This window comes from Methylomicrobium sp. Wu6 (assembly GCF_035916875.1).
In the GTDB taxonomy this organism is placed as follows: domain Bacteria; phylum Pseudomonadota; class Gammaproteobacteria; order Methylococcales; family Methylomonadaceae; genus Methylomicrobium.
Genome location: NZ_JAXUHN010000092.1, coordinates 126,551 through 143,939 on the forward strand (window position 1 = coordinate 126,551; position 17,389 = coordinate 143,939).

Genomic DNA, 17,389 nt, shown 5'->3' on the forward strand with positions numbered 1-17,389 from the left:
CAATGGACAGCAATAAAATCGGGCACCATATTTCCGGGCAGTTCAACAAGGAACTCGAAGACATCCGCAACAAAGTGCTGACGATGGGCGGTCTGGTCGAGCAGCAAGTGGAGCTGGCGATGCAGGCCTTTTCCACGGGCGACATCGAAATGGCCGAACTGGTAATCAAACAGGATAATCAGGTCGATGCGCTGGAAGTCTCGATCGATCGAGAATGCACGCAAATATTGGCGCTCAGGCAGCCGGCCGCATTCGACCTGCGGCTACTCCTGACCGTGATCAAGGTGATCAACGAGCTCGAAATCGTCGGCGATCTGGCTGAACGAATCGCGAAATTGGCTATTCAGTCGGCCGACAGCGACGGCAAGATCGATCAGTATTATGAAATCCAGCACATGTCGAATCTGGTCAAGGATATGCTGCACCGGGCGCTCGATGCGTTCGCGCGTATGAGTATTGAGGATGTGCCGACAATTACCGGTCTGGATGACAATGTCGATCGCGAATATGCGAGCATTATCCGCCAGCTGATCACGCACATGATGGAAGACCCGCGCAATATTACCCGTACGATCAATGTGTTATGGACAGTGCGTGCGATGGAGCGGATCGGCGACCATGCCTGCTATATCTGCGAGCATCTGATCTATATGGTCAAGGGCGAGGCGGTGCGGCATTTGAGCCGGGAAGAGCTGGAGAAGAGGGTCAAGGGCGGCTAAATCTAGATTTTTTTCCCGAGCGTTCGTGTTCCCGCGTGTTGCGCGGGAACACCGGTTGCACCGCTTCCGCGCAGCGTAGCATTTCTAAAGCCATCTTTCCTCGCCAGTTTCAAATCCCATTATTTTTCCAAGCCGATAAAATCCCAAACCTTGTGCGAAAACGTCGCATTCTTGTGCTCCGGAACCGGCGGGCCACTCGGGTAATTTTGCCGGTAAATCCGGTCAATAGTGTTGGCCTGGTCGGGCATGTCCAGTTTTTCGTAGGCTTCTTTCAGCACTTCTAGGGCAAAAGGCACCGCCGTCGTCCGTTGGTACTTTTCGATCACTTCCGATGCCCGGTTTACTGCGGCTACATAAGCCCTGCGTTTGATGTAATAGCGGGCGACATGTACCTCATGCATCGCCATGTTGTTCTTTAGTGCGATCATCCGTTGTTTAGAGTCCGGTACATATTTGCTGTTCGGGAAACGTTTGACCAGCTCCGAAAAATTCTCATAGGCTTCCTTGGCCGTTGTGGTGTCGCGTTGCGAAGAGTCGGTCGGCAGGAAGCGGTCCGCAAAGCCGAAGCCCCTGTTGTAGTTGACCAGCCCTTTCAGATAATAGGCATAATCGACGCTCGGATTACGTGGATTGACCTTGATGAAGCGGTCGGCGGCCGCGAGTGCGGCGTCGGGATCGTTACTCTTGTAATAGGCATACGCCACGTCGAGCTGGGTTTGCGCGGACGTTTCTCCGAACGGATAGCGCGCCTCCAGTGCCTCATAAATTTTGACCGCTTTTTCGTAATTGCCGGCATCGATGGCGGTTTGCGCTTCCTTACGAAATTTTTCGACGTTCCAGTCTTTGTATTCGTCTTCTGTCTCGGAATCCTTGCTGAATGAGAAATTTTTCAGCGATTCGCAGCCGGTCAGCGACAGACCCAGCCAGCAAATAAGTAAACTTTTTAACAAAATTAATCGCATAGTGCTATCGACACGTAGTAATATGAGCGGTTTCGTGCCGGTTTATCGATTCCCTTGCTTGACATTTTCTCCCTTTTTAAAGGGAGAAAATTGCGGTGAGAGTGTTTAAACTCAAAGATTGAAATTGACATGTCTCTCATGTTGAGGGAGAAAGGCAAGTTTCAGAACGACGCTGAGCTATGCAAACCGGCTTAACTAAACGAGTATAACTTAACGCAGGGCGAATCAGAAGAGCTTGTGATGGAAAGATTGACGGCCGTAGTGCCATATGAATTGGCGGGAATGCGCCTGGATCAGGTATTGGCCGAGGTGTTTGCCGATTATTCAAGGACCCGTTTGCAGGCTTGGGTCAAATCGGGCCGGGTGACGGTGAATGGACGGGCGTTGAAGGCGAAGGATAAACTGGACGGCGGCGAAGAGATCGCGCTGGACGCGGAAGATGAGGTCGTGGTCGAGTCCGAACCGCAAAACATCCCGCTCGACATCATCCACGAAGACGACAGTCTGCTGGTGGTGAACAAACCGGCCGGCCTTGTCGTGCATCCGGCGGTCGGCAACTGGGACGGCACTTTGCTGAATGCCTTGCTGCATCATGATCCACATCTCGAAACCTTGCCTCGCGCCGGCATCGTGCACCGTATCGACAAGGAAACCAGCGGGCTCCTGATGATTGCGAAGACGCTGCAGGCGCATAACAGCCTGACCCAGCAATTGCAGGAGCGCGAGATTACCCGCGAATATCTGGCGATCGCGCGCGGCCGGATGACCGCCGGCGGCACGATCGATGAGCCGATCGGCCGGCATCCGACCGACCGCAAGCGCTATGCGGTCAAGGAATCCGGAAAACATGCGGTGACGCATTACCGGGTGCTCAAGCGTTTTGCGCATCATACTTTCATTCAGGTGATGCTCGAAACCGGGCGTACACATCAGATCCGGGTACACATGGCGCATATCCGCTATCCGTTGCTCGGCGATCCGGTGTATGGCGGCCGTTTTCAAATGCCGCCGAACTGCGGCGAGCGGCTCGAAGCCGAATTGCGCAATTTCAAGCGCCAGGCGCTGCATGCGGCGAAGCTGGGTCTGCTGCATCCTGTCACCGACGAATATCTGGAATGGGAGCAGCCGTTGCCGGAAGATATGGCTCGCTTGCTGGAGGCCTTGGAAGACAATGAGCGGCGCTGAACCTTTCCTGTTTCCGGATTGGCCCGCGCCCACCGGCGTGCATGCCGCGACAACACTCAGGACCGGCGGAGTCAGCGCCGGACCTTATAACAGCTTGAATTCCGCTTTGCATGTCGGCGATGATACCGAGTCGGTTATGCACAATCGTCGTTTTATCCGCGAAAGGCTGGCACTGCCGTCCGAGCCGGTTTGGTTGGAGCAGATTCACAGTAGCCAAGTCGTGAAGGCGGGGGATGTGGTTGGCCTGCCGCAAGCGGATGCGAGTTACACAGACGAGCCAGGCGTGGTGTGTGCGGTGATGACCGCCGATTGTTTGCCGCTTCTGCTTTGTTCGGTTGACGGTTTGCGAATTGCGGCGATCCATGCCGGCTGGCGCGGTTTGTTGAATGGCGTAATCGGCAATGCGGTCGCGGCGCTGGGCGAGTGTGAACTGTTGGGTTGGTTGGGACCTGCCATAGGCCCCGGCTCTTTTGAAGTCGGGGAGGAAGTGCGCATCGCATTCGCGCATAAATCACCGGCATTCGACAATGCTTTCAAGCCGCAAGCGGGCGGCAAATGGTTGGCCGATATTTATCGGTTGGCGCGAATCGAGCTAAATATGCTGGGTGTGACGAACATATATGGCGGCCGGTTTTGCACGGTCACCGAGCCGGATCGGTTTTATTCCTATCGCCGGGACACGGTTACAGGACGAATGGCGACATTGATCTGGAGAGATTGAACGCGTGAATTTATTGTTGTTGATTATCATCTTTACAACCCTCGGTGGGGTGTTGAGCGTCTTGGCAGCCGCGCTGTTTCTGCTGTTGCCGGACAAGCAGAGAAGCCATGTGCTGCCGCACGGCATCAGTTTTGCGATCGGCGCGTTATTGGCCGTTGCGTTTTGGGGGTTGATTCCGCATGCCTTCGAGGAAGTCAAACCCGAGCAGTTCCGGGCGTTGTCCGCGACGATTCTGGCCGGCATTCTGATTTTTTTCGTGCTCGAAAAACTGATGATCTGGCGGCATTGCCATTTCAATACCTGCGAGGCGCATGGCGAGGAGCCGCATCAACACGAGCATGGCCATCATGCGCACAGCCACGGACTGGGGCATCGTCATTCGGCCGGCGCGCTGATCATTCTCGGCGACAGCATTCATAACTTCGTTGACGGTATCCTGATCGCGGCGGCCTTTTTGACCGACGCGAAACTCGGCATCGTGACCAGCCTAGCGGTCGCGGCGCACGAAATCCCGCAGGAAGTCGGAGATTTCGCTATTCTGCTGGAGAGCGGCTATGACAGGGCCAAGGCGCTCTTCTATAACATCCTGTCCAGCCTGGGGACGGTTTTGGGCGGCATTCTGGCCTATTTCAGCCTGGAAGATTTGCATCATATGCTGCCTTATATCCTGGCGCTGGCGGCATCGAGCTTCATCTATGTCGCGGTGGCCGATTTAATACCGACCTTACATAAAAAGACCGAATTAAAAGCTTCGCTGGAGCAGATCGCGTTGATCGCGGCCGGCGTGTTGTTGATCTGCGCCATGCACGGCTTCGCGCACAGTTTTGAAGTGTAGAAGCACGGCGAAAGACTTTTGATTTTCGCCGTGCGCTTTTGTCCGCTCTATTAAGTCATCACATCCGGCGACGTTCTGCCAGTGCGCTTTTTGATTTCGCATAATTGTTCGGCCAGCGTGATCAGTTCTGCCAGGGCGTCCTGAGCGTCCTGATCATGTTTTGATGCATCCGCTTCGAATTTTTCCAGATAGATTCTGAGCGTCGCGCCGACCGTACCGGTGCCGGAAAGGCGGAACACGATCCGAGATCCGTCGGTAAAGCCCACCCGGACGCCCTGATTTTTGCTGACGCTGCCGTCGATCGGATCGACATAACTGAATTCATCGGCGAATTTGACCGTAAATGCGCCGAACGTTTGGCCTGGCAGGCTTGGCAGTTGATTGCGCAAATGCTCGACGATGCCGTTCGCGATGCCGATTTCGACCGCTTCGTAATCGTGCCGGCAATAAATATCCCTGCCGAATTTTTGCCAGTGTTCGTGTACGATGTCCGCAACCGACTGGCGTTTGCGCGCTATCAGATTCAGCCAGAATAAAACCGCCCACAGGCCGTCTTTTTCGCGGACATGATCGGAGCCGGTGCCGAAACTTTCTTCGCCGCAGAGCGTAATTTTGCCGGCATCGAGCAGGTTGCCGAAAAACTTCCAACCGGTCGGTGTTTCGAAACAAGGCATTTTGTAGGCGGCCGCGACCCTGTCCACCGCCTGGCTGGTCGGCATCGAGCGCGCGACGCCGCTGAGTCCCTTGGCATAAGCCGGAATCATCCGTGCATTTGCCGCCATGATCGCCAAACTGTCGCTTGGGGTGACAAAGATATTGCTGCCGGTGATCATGTTGCGGTCGCCGTCGCCGTCCGAAGCGGCGCCGAAGGTTGGCGCATTCGGGCCGAACATCAGTACGGCCAGTTCATGCGCATGCGCGAGATTCGGATCGGGATGGCCGCCGCCGAAGTCTTCCAGAGGCGTCGCATTGATCACCGAATCGGCTGGCGCGCCAAGCATGTCAACTAGAATGCGTTTGGCGTAAGGGCCGGTAATTGCATGCATCGCATCGAAGCGCAGAGTGATGTAGCCGGAGCCGATGCTTTGTTTCAGCAGATTGAAATCGAAAATCGATTGCATTAATTCCGCATAATCGCTGACCGGATCGATGATCCTAATTTTCAATCCATCGATCTGGGTGCTGCCGACCGTGTCGAGATCGAGGTCGGCGATGTCGGCGATTTTATAGCTGTCGATGGTCAGGCTGCGCTGGTAAAACGCGCTGGTGTACTTTTCGGGCGCCGGGCCGCCATTGCCGACATTGTATTTGATGCCGAAATCTTCGTCCGGTCCGCCCGGATTGTGGCTGGCTGATAGGATCAGGCCGCCATAGGCACCGTATTTTCGAATGATGTGCGAGGCCGCAGGGGTGGACAACAGGCCGCCTTGGCCTATAATCAGTTCAGCAAAGCCGTTCGCCGCCGCCATTTTGATGATCGTTTGGATCGCTTGCCGATTGAAATAGCGGCCATCGCCGCCGAGAACCAAGGTTTTGCCGACAATGTCATCGAGCGAGTCGAAAATTGACTGCACGAAGTTTTCGAGGTAACCTTGCTCTTGAAAGACTCTAACTTTTTTTCTAAGTCCGGATGTACCAGGATTTTGATCGTTGTAAGGTTGAGTTGTTATTGTATTTATCTGCATAATGAATCCTAAGTGCGACGATTGACCGGAGAGGTTAAAATACACCAAAATTCCTGTTGAGTGTAGTAGGGTATGTTGCGAATTTGTTTGTTATTGTTTTATAGTTTGTATACAGGCGTCGCGGGTGCCGATAGCGATGTTTGGCTTCTGGTCGATACGACCGCTCTTAAGATTGAGGTCAAAAAAGGCGAGCGTACAGTAGACACGATCAGCGATATTGCGATTGGCCGGGGCGGCGCCGGCTATAAAACCCATCGTGGCGACGATGTCACGCCTTTCGGCGATTATCGGATCGGCTGGGTCGGCGAAAGAAGCAATTTCCGTCGGTTTTTCGGACTGACTTATCCTAATGCCCAGGATGCGCGTACTGCCTTGATCAAAGGGATCATCAATATGCAAACTTACGAACGGATCGTGGAAGCGATTGAGAGTAATCAGATTCCGCCGCAGAATACCCCCTTAGGCGGGCAAATCGGCATACACGGACTGGGAGCGGCGGATGAAACAATCCACCGCAGCATGAATTGGACGCATGGTTGTATCGCCATGACCAATAATCAGATCGACCATTTGAGCCGGTACGTGGAACCGGGGATGGTTGTAAAGATAAAATAAGTTAGCAATACATTTGTTTTGTGATATGATATTCTTCGGTTAATTTGTTTTTGTAGTCGTAACTTTTTTTAAAGGAAAAGAAAATGAGAAAGCTTGTTAAATTATCAATGATTGCATTGGCTGCCAGCTTGGTTGTAGGTTGCGCCACCAACGGTGATATCGAAAATCTGCAAGGCCAAATCGATGGTTTGAAAACTGATGTAGCGAAAGCTTCTTCTGACGCTTCCAGCGCAATGACTGCTGCTAACGACGCTGCTTCTCGCGCTGCTGCCGCTGAAGCCGCTGCTAACCGCGCTGCTGATGCTGCTCAAGCAACCAACGACAAACTGGACAGAATGTTCCATAAAACCATGATGAAATAAGTCTTACGACTTAAATCATAAAAAAAGCCCGGGGTTCCATGCTTCCGGGCTTTTTTTATGCCTACTGATTTTGCAACGCGCCCGAGCTTAAAGACCGGGCGCTTTCTCGGCTCAAGACCGGTTTTCGCCGCCGAACCAGGCGGTCAGGCGCGGCAGCAATTCGGCCAGTTCAAGCGTCATGATCGAGAAATCCGCATCGAAACGTTCCGCGGCGCTGCCGGCGTCGATGTCGGCGGCCTGATCCTGAACCATGTCGAGAAAGCGCAGGCGCTTCAAGGCGAGGTGTTCGTCCAGGACGAACGCGATACGGCCGGCCCAGTTTACGGCCAGCTTGATCGCCTGCTTGCCGGTATCCAGATGATTTTTGATTTCCGGTACGCTCAGATCGTGTTTCTTGCAACGGATAATGCCGCCTTCTTCTTCCAATGAACGCAGTTCACATTCATCCTCGATCGTCAGATCGTCCGGCGCCTCTTGCGTCAGCAGCCATTGGGTCATATTCACGCTTGGCTTGTCGAGCGTATTCAGCGGCACCGCAGGCAGCGATCCGAGGCATTTGCGCAGGTTGCTGAGCAGGTCCTCGGCGCTTTTGGCAGATGCCGAATCGACCAGTAGCCAGCCGCCTTTCGGATCGATATAGGCGTAAGTTTTGCGGGAGAAGCGGAATGCTTTCGGCAGCAGTTCGAAGATCAGTTCGTCTTTCAGCGCTGTGCGTTCTTTTTTGGCTAATTTGCGCGCTTCGCGGTCTTCGATTTCGCTAATTTTTTCCTGCAACATTTCATTGACAACCGCGGTCGGCAACACTTTTTCTTCTTTTTTTCCGCACAGCATCATAAAGCCGTTGGCGGCATGCACTAAGGGATCGGACGATTTCCCGATTGGTGGTGTCCAGCCGAAGCTGAATTCTTCATGGGGTCCGCAGGGGCGAAAGACAAGCGCTTGCAGTTTTTGTTCGAGTTCGCTTGGTGTCAACGCGAAAGCTTCGGTCAGGCGAAAAATAGTCAGATTCTTGAACCACATGATTTGAGGGGTATCCTATAATTACAATGAGCCGGATATTATCGCAAATTTGACAGGCTCGCTTGTGAGTAATTTTTTGAGGAAAAGAGGATGCAGGAGATAAGCGGATTTGACCCGATTGCCGCGCCGGATGCGCGGGTGTTGATTCTGGGCTCAATGCCCAGCAAAGTGTCGAAAGCGAAGGATCAGTATTACGGCCATAATAAAAATGGGTTCTGGGCGATCATGGGTCAACTATTCGGTGCGGAGCCGGATTTATGTTACGGGCTGCGCAAAGGCATTCTGATGACGCATCGCGTGGCGGTCTGGGATGTCTTGAAAACCTGCCAAAGGCTCGGCAGTCTGGACGCGGATATTGAATTGGATTCGATCGTGATCAACGATTTCAATGACTTCTTCAGTCGCCACGAACAGATTCGTCATGTGTTTTTCAACGGCATGACGGCGGAAAAAGTTTACCGTAAATACATCTTGCCGACTTTGCCGGAACGATTCGGCTATCTGGTGTATCATAGACTGCCTTCGACCAGTCCGACCAACGCGGCTCTCAGCCTGACCCAAAAGCTGGAGGCTTGGCAGGAGATCAGGCAATATATGACGGCCGAGCCGGAGGGTTGATCCAATTAAATCACAGGAAAAAAGCGCTGTAAGATGAATGAAGAAGATTACGACGGCTATGATGAGGACGTCGAATATTACGCGGTACGACCGAACAAGACCCAAATAAAAAAGGAGATCGCCGCGTTATTTGCGTTAGGCGAGGAAATGTCGAATCTGTCGCCCGATCAGTTGAATACGCTGCCGCTGCCGGAAAAGATTCTGCAAGCGGTACGCGAAGTTTCCGGCATGCCGCATAAAGGCGCGCGCAAGCGCTTGTTGAAATATATCGCGGGTCAGTTGCATCTGATCGATGTGGCGCCGATCATCGAAAAAATGGCGCGAATCCAGAACAAAAGCGCGCATGCGGTCAGGGAGCATCATCTGGCCGAGCAGTGGCGCGATCGACTGATCGCCGAAGGCAACGAGGCGGTGACCGAATTGCTGGATGATTATCCGGAGGCCGACAGCCAGCAGTTGCGGCAGTTGATCCGCAATGCGCAAAAGGAAATCGCGGCCGCGAAGCCGCCCAAGTCTGCACGGATGCTGTATCGTTATCTGAAGGAATTATTGCAGAGCGATTACCTGTCGCCGGAAGAAGATGAGGCGGAAGCCGACGACGAGGATGTGTTTGACGAAGATCGGGATGAGCGCTAGACTTTTGCTTTCCCGGGCAGGGTTGTCCCGGAAAAACATGCATGGATGGGCAAAGGAGCGAGCCTCATCCCTTTCGCTGCCGGCAGTTATTTCTCTGGCATTTTCAATTCCGCACTCTGATTCCAGTCCGAAAACGGGAAGGGCAGGGCTTCGGTATTGAAAGTCATGAACAGCAGGATGTGGTAAGTATAAACCGACAAACTGCGGCCGAGATTCAGGATATTCTTATTCGCCTTGCCGGTCAGCAAGGTCGATGCAACCTGCAGGAGGATCACCGCCCACAGCAGCATTCTGACCAGGCCGCCGATCGCCGCAAAAATCAGCATGAAGAAGATTCTTTTCCAGGTATCGATGTTGGTCAGGTTGTAGTTGATTTGTTCGTCCATTGTTTAGCCTCGGTTCATGATGTCGCGCAAGTCCAACGCGGATGCATTCGCGCGGGCGATATAAGTCGCCATCGTTAAAGAATAGTTGGCGAACAGGCCGTAGCCGCTACCGTTCAGAATCATCGGGCTCAGAATCGGCGCCATCGCGTTTTCGAGCGATTTGATCATGATGTCGACCGTGTTCATCGCGCGCTTGTCGAGCAGAATGTCATGGAAGTCATATTTGACCGCTTTCAGAATATGCAGCAGCGCCCAACTTGAGCCGCGCGCCTCGTAGAAAACGTCGTCGATTTCAAGCCAAGGAGTTTCAGGAAGCGTCCCGGCTTTGGGGTTACGGCTCGAAATGTCGGTTTCGGGGGCTACCACCGCAAATTCGGGACTGATCACGGCCCCCGCGGTGCTGGCGCTGAGCCGGGTCGAAAGATTGCCCAGGCGTTTGATCACCACTTCGGTATATTGCCACAAGTTGTCAGCGCGCGCATAAAACTGCCCCCGCTTCACATTACCGCCCCATTTTTGCAGACGCGTCATGTAATTGTGCAGCGCATCCACGCCCTTTTGGTATTCGGCTTCGGTCGACGGCAGCGCCCAGGAATCATTTTCGTAATAAAAATAGGGTTCGGCGATTTTCAGGTCAGGGTCTTCGTCGGACTGCGACTGATCGCGAGCAAAGTGGTTTCTGAGCGCCGACACGGCATCGCGCAGCATCACCAGCGATCCGTATTCAAAGTTCGAGATGTTGTCCAGAAACAACCCCGGGGGTGCCACATCGTTGGTGATATAGCCGCCTGATTTATGCAGCAGGACTTCGGCGATATGGGCCAACGCGTTGGTATAGGTATAACCCAAAGGAATATCGGTGGTATTGGTAATTTTGGCGCGTTCCATCGCCTCTTCTTGGACATTGAATTGATCCGGTTCACTTCCCCACCATGCACCCAAAATAAAAACAATTACAAGCGTAGCAAGTACCAGAACGCCAAAGCCCCAGAGTACCCCTTTCGATTTACTATCTTCAAATTCGTTTGCCGCCATTACTGGAATCCTGTTTGAATTGTCATTGTTGCAGACAACAGATTACTTTGGGTGAAAAGAGCTTGCATGGTAGCAGATTTTGGATTTTTTTTCCGCCTGCAATTAGGGTTCGGGCATTTTTTTTGCCCGAGGATGCGTCTGATCATAAATTTCGGCGAGATGCTGAAAATCCAGATGTGTATAGATTTGTGTGGTGCCGATATTACTGTGGCCGAGCAACTCCTGTACCGCGCGCAGATCCCTGCTTGATTCGAGTAAATGGCTTGCGAAGGAATGCCTGAGCATGTGTGGATGAATGTGTTCCGCGATGCCTTTCGCGACACGCCAGCGCTCTAGCCGCAATTGCACGCTGCGCGCGCCGAGCCGGAAACCTTTCGCCGAGGTGAATAAAGCGATTTCCTCGATGTCCGCGGTGTTGTTCCGGATCGGAAGCCAGTTGCGGATCGCACTGATCGCCTTGCCGCCGATCGGTAGCACGCGGTCTTTACCGCCCTTGCCGGATTTGACGAGCAGCGACTGATCGTCCAGATCGACGTCGGTCAGATTCAGCGCGACCAGTTCGCTCAAACGCAGGCCGCTCGAATAGAACAATTCGAACATCGCCAAATCACGGCATTCCAGATCCGAATGCGCCCCGGCTTCCAGGAGCCCCGTAATTTGATCGACATCGAGCGTTTTCGGCAGTTTGCGCGGCTGTTTGGGGGCCTTGACATGCTCGGCCGGATTGATTTCAACCCGGCGTTTTTTCAACAAAAACTGAAAAAAGCCGCGCAGAGCGGACAATTCGCGTTGCAGGCTTTTGCTGCCAATCCCCTGCCGATGGCGTGCGGCGATATGCGCGCGGATATGCTGTTGTCCGACAAGGGACCATTGCCGGATCGATTTCTCGTCGCAAAAACCGGCCAATTGTTCGAGGTCTCGCCGGTAACTGCTGATCGTATGCCTGGATGCGCGCTTTTCGACTTCCAGTTCGTGGAGATAATCATCCAGCCATTGCCGGGCGTCGCTATGCATATTTTTTTTGCGAGAGCAAAGACAGAAAGCGCGCGCTGATGATTTCACTCATGTGGGTCAGAAAGAAACTGCCCATGCTGTAGTGAAAACGGTCGTTGTTGAGGCTGCCGATCGCGAGCACGCCGCTCATGTCGGCGAATTTCATCGGAATGATCGCGGCGGACTGGACTTCGAGCGCCGCGGCGCCGAATAAGACTTTGGCCTGGGCCAAGGTCGGGCGGCCGCATTTGGGTTGATCGGTGGCGAGTATAGGCAGAAACGGCTCGAGTTCGGCGCTGTCCTGTGCGAGAAACAGGTGCGGTAAAGCCGCATCCGGCTTACTGGTGATGATCCGGACCGCAATGAAGTCGGTCATGAAATAACCGGACAGAACCTCTTCGAGACTGGCGACCGTTTCTTCGAGCGTCGAGGTTTCGAGCAGAGCCAGAGTCAGCTTGTGCATTCGGTTGAACGACGTATCGTTGCTTTTGGCAATCTCGATCAGGCCGCCCAATTGCGTTTCCATTTCCTGGTTGCGGTTGCGCAGAATTTCGAGCTGTTTTGTGATCAGCGATACGGCATTCCCGCTCGGATGCGGTATGCTCAGATCTTCCAGGAGATCCAAATGATCGTTGAAGAATTCCGGGTTTGCGCGTAAATAATCCGCAACCTGGTCTGAAGTCAACGCGTTTTGTTGCTCGTTCATAGATTAATCGTCCCCTCGAAAACGGAAATGGCAGGGCCTGTCATCAGCACCGGTTCGCCGCGGCCTACCCAACTAATTATTAACGATCCGCCCGGTAATTCAACCTGAACGGTATTGTCGACAAGATCGCGATCGATCGCGATCACCGCTGCCGCGCAGGCGCCGCTGCCGCAGGCCAACGTCTCAGCCGCGCCGCGCTCGTAAACGCGCAATTTGATCTGCGTTCGGTTTACGATCTGCATGAAACCGATATTCGCTCGCGCCGGAAAGATCGTATGCGATTCCAGCAGGCTTCCGGCCGATGCCACTGGCGCGTTGTCGACATCCGGCACTTGGAGAACCGCATGAGGGTTGCCCATCGATACGGCGCCGAAAGTATAGGTCTCGCCATCGGCAATCACTTGATACGCGCTGGCTTCGTGATCGGCCAGCAACGGAATCTCGGCCGGCTGATGCCGAGGAATGCCCATGTTTACGGTGATCTGACCGTCGTCGTCAAATTTCAGCAGCAACTGTCCCGCGTCGGTGTCGACGCGGACTTCATCCTTCGAAGACAAGCCCTTGTCGCGCACGAAGCGGGCGAAACAGCGGGCGCCGTTGCCGCATTGGCTGACCTCGCCGCCGTCCGCGTTAAAAATCCGGTATTTGAAATCGGCATTCGCGCTGACGGGTTTTTCGACCAGCAACAATTGATCGAAACCGATGCCGAAATGACGGTCAGCAAGTTTCTTGATCGACTCGGCCTCCAGTCGTGGCGTTTGGTGAATCGCGTCAATGACGACAAAGTCATTGCCGAGTCCGTGCATTTTGGTGAAACGAAGCATTGAATTGAAGTGCGCTCGAAAAATTATCTTAAATGACTTTAGCAGCGATTCCTCAATGAATCAACCGCTCCCCCGCCCATAATTGTTCGATCGCTTCCCGCGCCCGGATCAGATGCATGTACTTGCCATCAACCAGCACTTCGGCCGCGCGTGGGCGCGAATTGTAATTCGAGCTCATGCTGAAACCGTAGGCGCCGGATGAGCGGATCGCCAGTAAATCGTTTTCATTTAAGCTGAGCGGACGCCCCTTGCCTAAAAAGTCGCCGGTTTCGCAGACCGGGCCGACAATATCCCAGGTTTGCTCTTCGGCCCGGCTTTGCAACTTCACTTGGATGATGTTCTGCCAGGCGCTGTACAGCGACGGACGTACCAGATCGTTCATCGCCGCATCGACGATAGCGAAGTTTTTATGGTCGGTCGCTTTCAGGTATTCGACGCGGGTGACCAAAATGCCCGCATTGCCGACAATCGCGCGTCCGGGTTCCAGCAGAATTTCGAAATCGGTATCTCCGAGCCGTTCCAATACGGCCTGAATATAGTCGGCCGGCTCAGGCGGTTGCTCGTCCTTGTAGCGAATGCCGAGGCCGCCGCCGAGATCCAGATGATGCAAGTCGATGCCTGCCGCTTTCAACGCGGAGACCAGTTCGAGAATACGGTCCAGCGCATCTAGAAACGGCCGGGTGTCAGTGAGTTGCGAGCCGATATGGCAATCGATGCCGATGATTTTGATGTTCGGCATTTGGGCGGCACGTCGGTATTCGCTCAATGCCTGATCGAAAGCGATACCGAATTTGTTTTCTTTCAGGCCGGTCGAGATATAAGGGTGGGTATTTGCATCGACATCGGGATTGACCCGGAACGATACCGGCGCGATCACGCCGAGTTGGTCGGCCAGATGGTTGATGCGGTCGAGTTCGCCGCTGACTTCGATATTGAAACAGCGGATGCCGATCTTTAGGGCGGCTATGATTTCGTCCTCGCGCTTACCGACGCCGGAGAAGACGATCTTGTCGGGCGCGCCGCCGGCGGCGATGACCCGTTGCAGTTCGCCGAGCGAGACGATATCGAAACCGGAGCCGAGACGGGCTAATAAATTCAGTAAGGCGATATTCGAATTGGCCTTGACCGCGTAGCAGATCAGATGCGGATGCTCGCCAAAAGCGCTATCGAATGCGCGCCAATGCCGTTCGAGCGTGGCGCGCGAATAGACATAGCAAGGTGTGCCATACTGCTTGACGATGTGCTCGACAGGCACGTCTTCGGCAAAGAGTTCATCGTTCCGGTAATTGAAATAATCCATCGTTATTGCGTGTATTCGGTTGGAGGGTAGTCTTCTTCTTTGGGGTTTTGCTTGGCCGGTTTCGGCTGCGCAGCATCGATCGGCGGCGCCGCCTGATTGATTTCACGTTCGGGAATCGGTGTGGGCTGATCGCCATCCGCCTTAACGCCGGGCGGCGGTTTAGAGGGTAGATACAATGGACCGGACTGGCCGCAACCGGCAAGCCCTAACACCGTTAGCAAGTAAAGGCAATTGGGGTGAAACTTCATGGTCGTCAATAAAAAGTAAGCAGTCAAGCCGGGACCGAACAAAACGCACATGATAAGCCTAAACCGGCCTGTTTAGAAAGCCGTCGCCGATCGGATCGCCCCAGATAGATTCGCAGGCCGTTTTGTCGGGCTGATGCGCGGTATTGACGTGCCCGGCGCCTGCTCGGCGATGCTGCCGAGTGCAATAGCTCCGGTTTCATCGTGCTTCGCAGGCAGCGATAGGGTCCAATGGCGGCGCCATAGGATAACATATTGTTAAATAAGCAATCATAAACTGGTATAGTGCGCATCTTTTTACGAAGTTTGATAAGGAGTGTGCTTTGTTCAGCACGGCATATATAGTTTCGGGATTTTCGGTCGGTTTGCTGGTCGGCGTGACCGGCGTCGGCGGCGGTTCGCTGATGACCCCTTTATTGGTGTTTTTATTTGGTTTCAAGCCGGCGGTTGCGGTCGGCACCGATCTGTTGTTCGCGGCGATCACCAAGACCGGCGGCGTCTGGGTGCATCACGGCAAACATAATTCGGTCGAATGGAAAATCGTCGGTTTGTTGGCGCTGGGCAGTCTGCCTTGCGCGCTGGGGACGCTTTATGTATTAAAGCAACTCCACGAAACCGGAAAGGAAATCGGCAGCATGATCACTTATTCGCTGGGCATCGCGCTGATTTTGACCGCCTGTTCCTTGCTGGTGCGCAGCGTGTTGATGAATAAAGCGCAAAAAGTTGGTCAGCTCGACGACGATCATAGCAACGAAGACAATGCCGCGCGCTTTCGGCGTTTTCATGCGCCAGCCACCATTTTGATCGGCATGATTCTCGGCGTGCTGGTCACGCTGTCTTCGGTAGGCGCGGGCGCTTTGGGAACGGTGGCATTGTTGTTTCTGTATCCGAGGATGACCACATTGAAAGTGGTTGGCACCGATCTCGCGCACGCGATTCCGTTGACCGCGGTGGCAGGCCTCGGTCATTTGAGCATCGGCAATGTCGATGGGATTTTACTGTCCAGCTTATTGATCGGCTCCTTGCCGGGCATCTGGATCGGCAGCCATTTGAGCGCGAAGATTCCCGAACGTTTTCTTCGCCCGGTACTGGCGACAGTGTTGTTGCTGATCGGCTTTAAATTTGTGTTGCAGTAAGGGGCGCATAATCGGCACGACTGATCAGACTGGCGGAGGCCTTTGTGGGTTTTCGCCTGCTTTCTCGGCAACTGCTCCTGCAATCATGCAAGTCGTAACCATCCTATACGCTTTGTGAGTATTACTTCTCGGTTTGACGCCGATAAATCGACAAAGCTGCGATACGCATGTCGATTTCCTTTGATATCTTTAGATATTCCTCGCTGTTTATCGATCCGAAGCGTTCATGAAATTCTGCCGCATCCATTTTTTCCGGAAGGTCCCTGGGGTCAGGCATGAATTCGCTGTAGCTTCGGATAGCGGACATCGCTTTTTGGATGCTCCGCGCATTTTCCGGCGTCGAAGTCGCGATTTCGCCGAATTTCGTGCCGGCTTTGTCGGCGGCCAGATCGATGAAGCTGAAGCCGCTGCCGCCGTTCTCCGCGTCGCTCAGCTCTTTTTGTTCCCCCATCACTTTGGCCAACTGTCCATTCATTGTGGCGGTCAATGCGGCTGCGCCGATGAAATGTTGAGCCAGATCGATGCGCTTATACATAAAGGCGGAATATTGGGTATTCTGGGCCGGTTTCGCGTTCGGAACGTCCAATAGCTTGGGAATTTGCTGTTGGTTCACATAGTCGTTGACGGTCAGGATCGCCAACCGGTTTTCTTCTATCGCCGAGTCCGGCGCAGAGCGCTGCAGGGCCAGTTGAAACATTGGCTGCAATAACTCCGCCAGCGACAGACGCCATTCGGGATCGTGGCCGGCGACGATTTCGGCCAGTCTTTTTTGATAAACAGCTTGTGCCGGGTTGGCGCTGCTGTCGGCAAGAAACTCTCGCGCCTGCTGTAAAGACTCGGCGCTTGAATAATAGGTGATCGTGAGTTGTTCCTGATCGATAATAACCGCTTTGATCGGTTGAGTCGCCAAAATGTAATAGTCGCGTAGCGAGGTATTATGGATGATGCGCTGCATAACCCAGGCTGCGAGCCTTGCCGGCAATAGCAGTTTCCCGACCTTGAACTTGGTGATGCCGGGCAGTTCGTAGATCGAGTCGTTGCCGAGTCGGAAGCTGATGTTCAGATATTTTCCGAGAATATTGTCCGGCAACGTGATCGTCACATTGAAGCGTAGCTTGTTGTTTATCAGTTGAATATATACCGCGCTTTTCCAGTAGCGGTTCAACAGATAATTGCCGGCCAGATTCAGGTCGTTTTCGGTCAGTTCGATCGTGCCGAGCTCATACGGTTTGATTTGCGCGCCTTCGTGCAGAATCTTCTTCGCGCGGGCGATGTCGTCGTGGGTCAGTTCCCAGCCGAGGCCTATCACTTCGGGTTTATTACCGACTCCGAATAAAACGATCGTGACGCTCAGCGCCAGGACCGTTAACAGAGTGTAGCTCGACAGGCGTAATAGCAGCTTCATT

Annotated in this window: 19 protein-coding genes and 1 pseudogene; 9 read left to right on the plus strand and 11 right to left on the minus strand. The window is 53.7% G+C overall.

What is annotated here, in order from left to right:
• The first annotated feature begins 2 nt into the window (after positions 1–2).
• On the plus strand, positions 3–719 hold the full coding sequence (phoU, locus tag U2W12_RS17615; protein ID WP_326502001.1) for a phosphate signaling complex protein PhoU: 717 nt from the start codon (positions 3–5) through the stop codon (positions 717–719).
• A 119-nt stretch (positions 720–838) separates the two neighbouring features.
• On the opposite strand, the gene U2W12_RS17620 is transcribed toward phoU, so the two are convergent.
• Complete coding sequence (locus tag U2W12_RS17620; protein WP_326502002.1) at positions 839–1,681, minus strand: outer membrane protein assembly factor BamD; 843 nt, start codon at positions 1,679–1,681, stop codon at positions 839–841.
• 240 nt (positions 1,682–1,921) lie between these two features.
• On the opposite strand from U2W12_RS17620, the gene rluD reads away from it, so the two are divergent.
• Genes rluD through U2W12_RS17635 form a run of 3 tightly spaced genes read left to right on the plus strand, consistent with a single transcriptional unit; the run spans position 1,922 to position 4,422 of the window.
• Positions 1,922–2,866: a 23S rRNA pseudouridine(1911/1915/1917) synthase RluD gene (gene rluD / locus U2W12_RS17625; RefSeq protein ID WP_326502003.1), complete on the plus strand. Its 945-nt coding sequence runs from the start codon at positions 1,922–1,924 to the stop codon at positions 2,864–2,866.
• Positions 2,853–3,587, plus strand: a complete 735-nt coding sequence (pgeF, locus tag U2W12_RS17630) for a peptidoglycan editing factor PgeF (protein ID WP_326502004.1) — start codon at positions 2,853–2,855, stop codon at positions 3,585–3,587. Before rluD ends, pgeF begins: the two co-directional genes overlap by 14 nt.
• Positions 3,588–3,591: 4 nt before the next feature.
• Positions 3,592–4,422: a ZIP family metal transporter gene (locus U2W12_RS17635; RefSeq protein ID WP_326502005.1), complete on the plus strand. Its 831-nt coding sequence runs from the start codon at positions 3,592–3,594 to the stop codon at positions 4,420–4,422.
• Positions 4,423–4,472: 50 nt separating this feature from the next.
• On the opposite strand, the gene U2W12_RS17640 is transcribed toward U2W12_RS17635, so the two are convergent.
• Complete coding sequence (locus U2W12_RS17640; RefSeq protein ID WP_326502006.1) at positions 4,473–6,107, minus strand: alpha-D-glucose phosphate-specific phosphoglucomutase; 1,635 nt, start codon at positions 6,105–6,107, stop codon at positions 4,473–4,475.
• 72 nt (positions 6,108–6,179) lie between these two features.
• Here U2W12_RS17640 and U2W12_RS17645 point away from each other — a divergent pair, with 72 nt between their 5' ends.
• Together U2W12_RS17645 and U2W12_RS17650 are read left to right on the plus strand one after the other, a co-directional pair.
• Positions 6,180–6,722: a L,D-transpeptidase gene (locus U2W12_RS17645; protein ID WP_326502007.1), complete on the plus strand. Its 543-nt coding sequence runs from the start codon at positions 6,180–6,182 to the stop codon at positions 6,720–6,722.
• Between the two features lie 83 nt (positions 6,723–6,805).
• Positions 6,806–7,084 (plus strand): Lpp/OprI family alanine-zipper lipoprotein, encoded by a 279-nt coding sequence (locus tag U2W12_RS17650; protein ID WP_326502008.1) that lies wholly within the window; start codon positions 6,806–6,808, stop codon positions 7,082–7,084.
• A gap of 111 nt (positions 7,085–7,195) precedes the next feature.
• Here U2W12_RS17650 and rdgC read toward each other — a convergent pair whose 3' ends face one another.
• Positions 7,196–8,104, minus strand: coding sequence for a recombination-associated protein RdgC (gene rdgC, locus U2W12_RS17655; RefSeq protein ID WP_326502009.1), 909 nt, complete (start codon positions 8,102–8,104; stop codon positions 7,196–7,198).
• 90 nt (positions 8,105–8,194) lie between these two features.
• Between rdgC and U2W12_RS17660 the strand changes: the two genes are divergently transcribed.
• Together U2W12_RS17660 and yjgA are read left to right on the plus strand one after the other, a co-directional pair.
• The gene (locus U2W12_RS17660; RefSeq protein ID WP_326502010.1) at positions 8,195–8,722 is read left to right on the plus strand and encodes a DNA-deoxyinosine glycosylase; all 528 of its coding nucleotides are present in this window, start codon (positions 8,195–8,197) and stop codon (positions 8,720–8,722) included.
• Between the two features lie 33 nt (positions 8,723–8,755).
• A complete protein-coding gene (yjgA, locus tag U2W12_RS17665) occupies positions 8,756–9,358 on the plus strand; it encodes a ribosome biogenesis factor YjgA (RefSeq protein ID WP_326502011.1) in 603 nt (200 codons plus the stop codon).
• An 86-nt stretch (positions 9,359–9,444) separates the two neighbouring features.
• Here the strand turns inward: yjgA and U2W12_RS17670 are convergent, their stop codons facing one another.
• The 7 genes and pseudogenes from U2W12_RS17670 to U2W12_RS17700 form a co-directional block, all read right to left on the minus strand.
• The gene (locus U2W12_RS17670) at positions 9,445–9,744 is read right to left on the minus strand and encodes a DUF4389 domain-containing protein (RefSeq protein WP_326502012.1); all 300 of its coding nucleotides are present in this window, start codon (positions 9,742–9,744) and stop codon (positions 9,445–9,447) included.
• 3 nt (positions 9,745–9,747) lie between these two features.
• Positions 9,748–10,779, minus strand: coding sequence for a DUF2333 family protein (locus tag U2W12_RS17675; protein WP_326502013.1), 1,032 nt, complete (start codon positions 10,777–10,779; stop codon positions 9,748–9,750).
• Positions 10,780–10,881: 102 nt separating this feature from the next.
• Complete coding sequence (gene xerC, locus U2W12_RS17680; protein WP_326502014.1) at positions 10,882–11,793, minus strand: tyrosine recombinase XerC; 912 nt, start codon at positions 11,791–11,793, stop codon at positions 10,882–10,884.
• A complete protein-coding gene (locus U2W12_RS17685) occupies positions 11,786–12,478 on the minus strand; it encodes a DUF484 family protein (protein ID WP_326502015.1) in 693 nt (230 codons plus the stop codon). The genes xerC and U2W12_RS17685 overlap by 8 nt, the downstream gene beginning before the upstream one ends.
• Entirely contained in the window at positions 12,475–13,302 is an 828-nt protein-coding gene (gene dapF / locus U2W12_RS17690) for a diaminopimelate epimerase (RefSeq protein WP_326502016.1), read from the minus strand. Before dapF ends, U2W12_RS17685 begins: the two co-directional genes overlap by 4 nt.
• Before the next feature lie 52 nt (positions 13,303–13,354).
• On the minus strand, positions 13,355–14,602 hold the full coding sequence (gene lysA, locus U2W12_RS17695; RefSeq protein WP_326502017.1) for a diaminopimelate decarboxylase: 1,248 nt from the start codon (positions 14,600–14,602) through the stop codon (positions 13,355–13,357).
• Between the two features lie 164 nt (positions 14,603–14,766).
• Positions 14,767–14,850, minus strand: a pseudogene (locus tag U2W12_RS17700) (lipoprotein); the annotation flags it as partial.
• 320 nt (positions 14,851–15,170) lie between these two features.
• Between U2W12_RS17700 and U2W12_RS17705 the strand changes: the two are divergent.
• Positions 15,171–15,983, plus strand: a complete 813-nt coding sequence (locus U2W12_RS17705) for a sulfite exporter TauE/SafE family protein (protein WP_326502018.1) — start codon at positions 15,171–15,173, stop codon at positions 15,981–15,983.
• Between the two features lie 121 nt (positions 15,984–16,104).
• On the opposite strand, the gene U2W12_RS17710 is transcribed toward U2W12_RS17705, so the two are convergent.
• Positions 16,105–17,388, minus strand: a complete 1,284-nt coding sequence (locus U2W12_RS17710) for a hypothetical protein (protein ID WP_326502019.1) — start codon at positions 17,386–17,388, stop codon at positions 16,105–16,107.
• Between the last annotated feature and the right edge of the window lies 1 nt (position 17,389).

Excerpts from the sequence above, each read along its gene's own strand:
- xerC (WP_326502014.1), bottom strand. The coding sequence starts at position 11,793 with ATGCATAGCGACGCCCGGCAATGGCTGGATGATTATCTCCACGAACTG.
- U2W12_RS17670 (WP_326502012.1), bottom strand. The coding sequence starts at position 9,744 with ATGGACGAACAAATCAACTACAACCTGACCAACATCGATACCTGGAAA.
- yjgA (WP_326502011.1), top strand. The coding sequence starts at position 8,756 with ATGAATGAAGAAGATTACGACGGCTATGATGAGGACGTCGAATATTAC.
- U2W12_RS17640 (WP_326502006.1), bottom strand. The coding sequence starts at position 6,107 with ATGCAGATAAATACAATAACAACTCAACCTTACAACGATCAAAATCCT.
- dapF (WP_326502016.1), bottom strand. The coding sequence starts at position 13,302 with ATGCTTCGTTTCACCAAAATGCACGGACTCGGCAATGACTTTGTCGTC.
- U2W12_RS17645 (WP_326502007.1), top strand. The coding sequence starts at position 6,180 with ATGTTGCGAATTTGTTTGTTATTGTTTTATAGTTTGTATACAGGCGTC.
- U2W12_RS17675 (WP_326502013.1), bottom strand. The coding sequence starts at position 10,779 with ATGGCGGCAAACGAATTTGAAGATAGTAAATCGAAAGGGGTACTCTGG.
- U2W12_RS17650 (WP_326502008.1), top strand. The coding sequence starts at position 6,806 with ATGAGAAAGCTTGTTAAATTATCAATGATTGCATTGGCTGCCAGCTTG.
- U2W12_RS17660 (WP_326502010.1), top strand. The coding sequence starts at position 8,195 with ATGCAGGAGATAAGCGGATTTGACCCGATTGCCGCGCCGGATGCGCGG.
- phoU (WP_326502001.1), top strand. The coding sequence starts at position 3 with ATGGACAGCAATAAAATCGGGCACCATATTTCCGGGCAGTTCAACAAG.
- rluD (WP_326502003.1), top strand. The coding sequence starts at position 1,922 with ATGGAAAGATTGACGGCCGTAGTGCCATATGAATTGGCGGGAATGCGC.
- rdgC (WP_326502009.1), bottom strand. The coding sequence starts at position 8,104 with ATGTGGTTCAAGAATCTGACTATTTTTCGCCTGACCGAAGCTTTCGCG.
- lysA (WP_326502017.1), bottom strand. The coding sequence starts at position 14,602 with ATGGATTATTTCAATTACCGGAACGATGAACTCTTTGCCGAAGACGTG.
- pgeF (WP_326502004.1), top strand. The coding sequence starts at position 2,853 with ATGAGCGGCGCTGAACCTTTCCTGTTTCCGGATTGGCCCGCGCCCACC.
- U2W12_RS17685 (WP_326502015.1), bottom strand. The coding sequence starts at position 12,478 with ATGAACGAGCAACAAAACGCGTTGACTTCAGACCAGGTTGCGGATTAT.
- U2W12_RS17710 (WP_326502019.1), bottom strand. The coding sequence starts at position 17,388 with ATGAAGCTGCTATTACGCCTGTCGAGCTACACTCTGTTAACGGTCCTG.
- U2W12_RS17620 (WP_326502002.1), bottom strand. The coding sequence starts at position 1,681 with ATGCGATTAATTTTGTTAAAAAGTTTACTTATTTGCTGGCTGGGTCTG.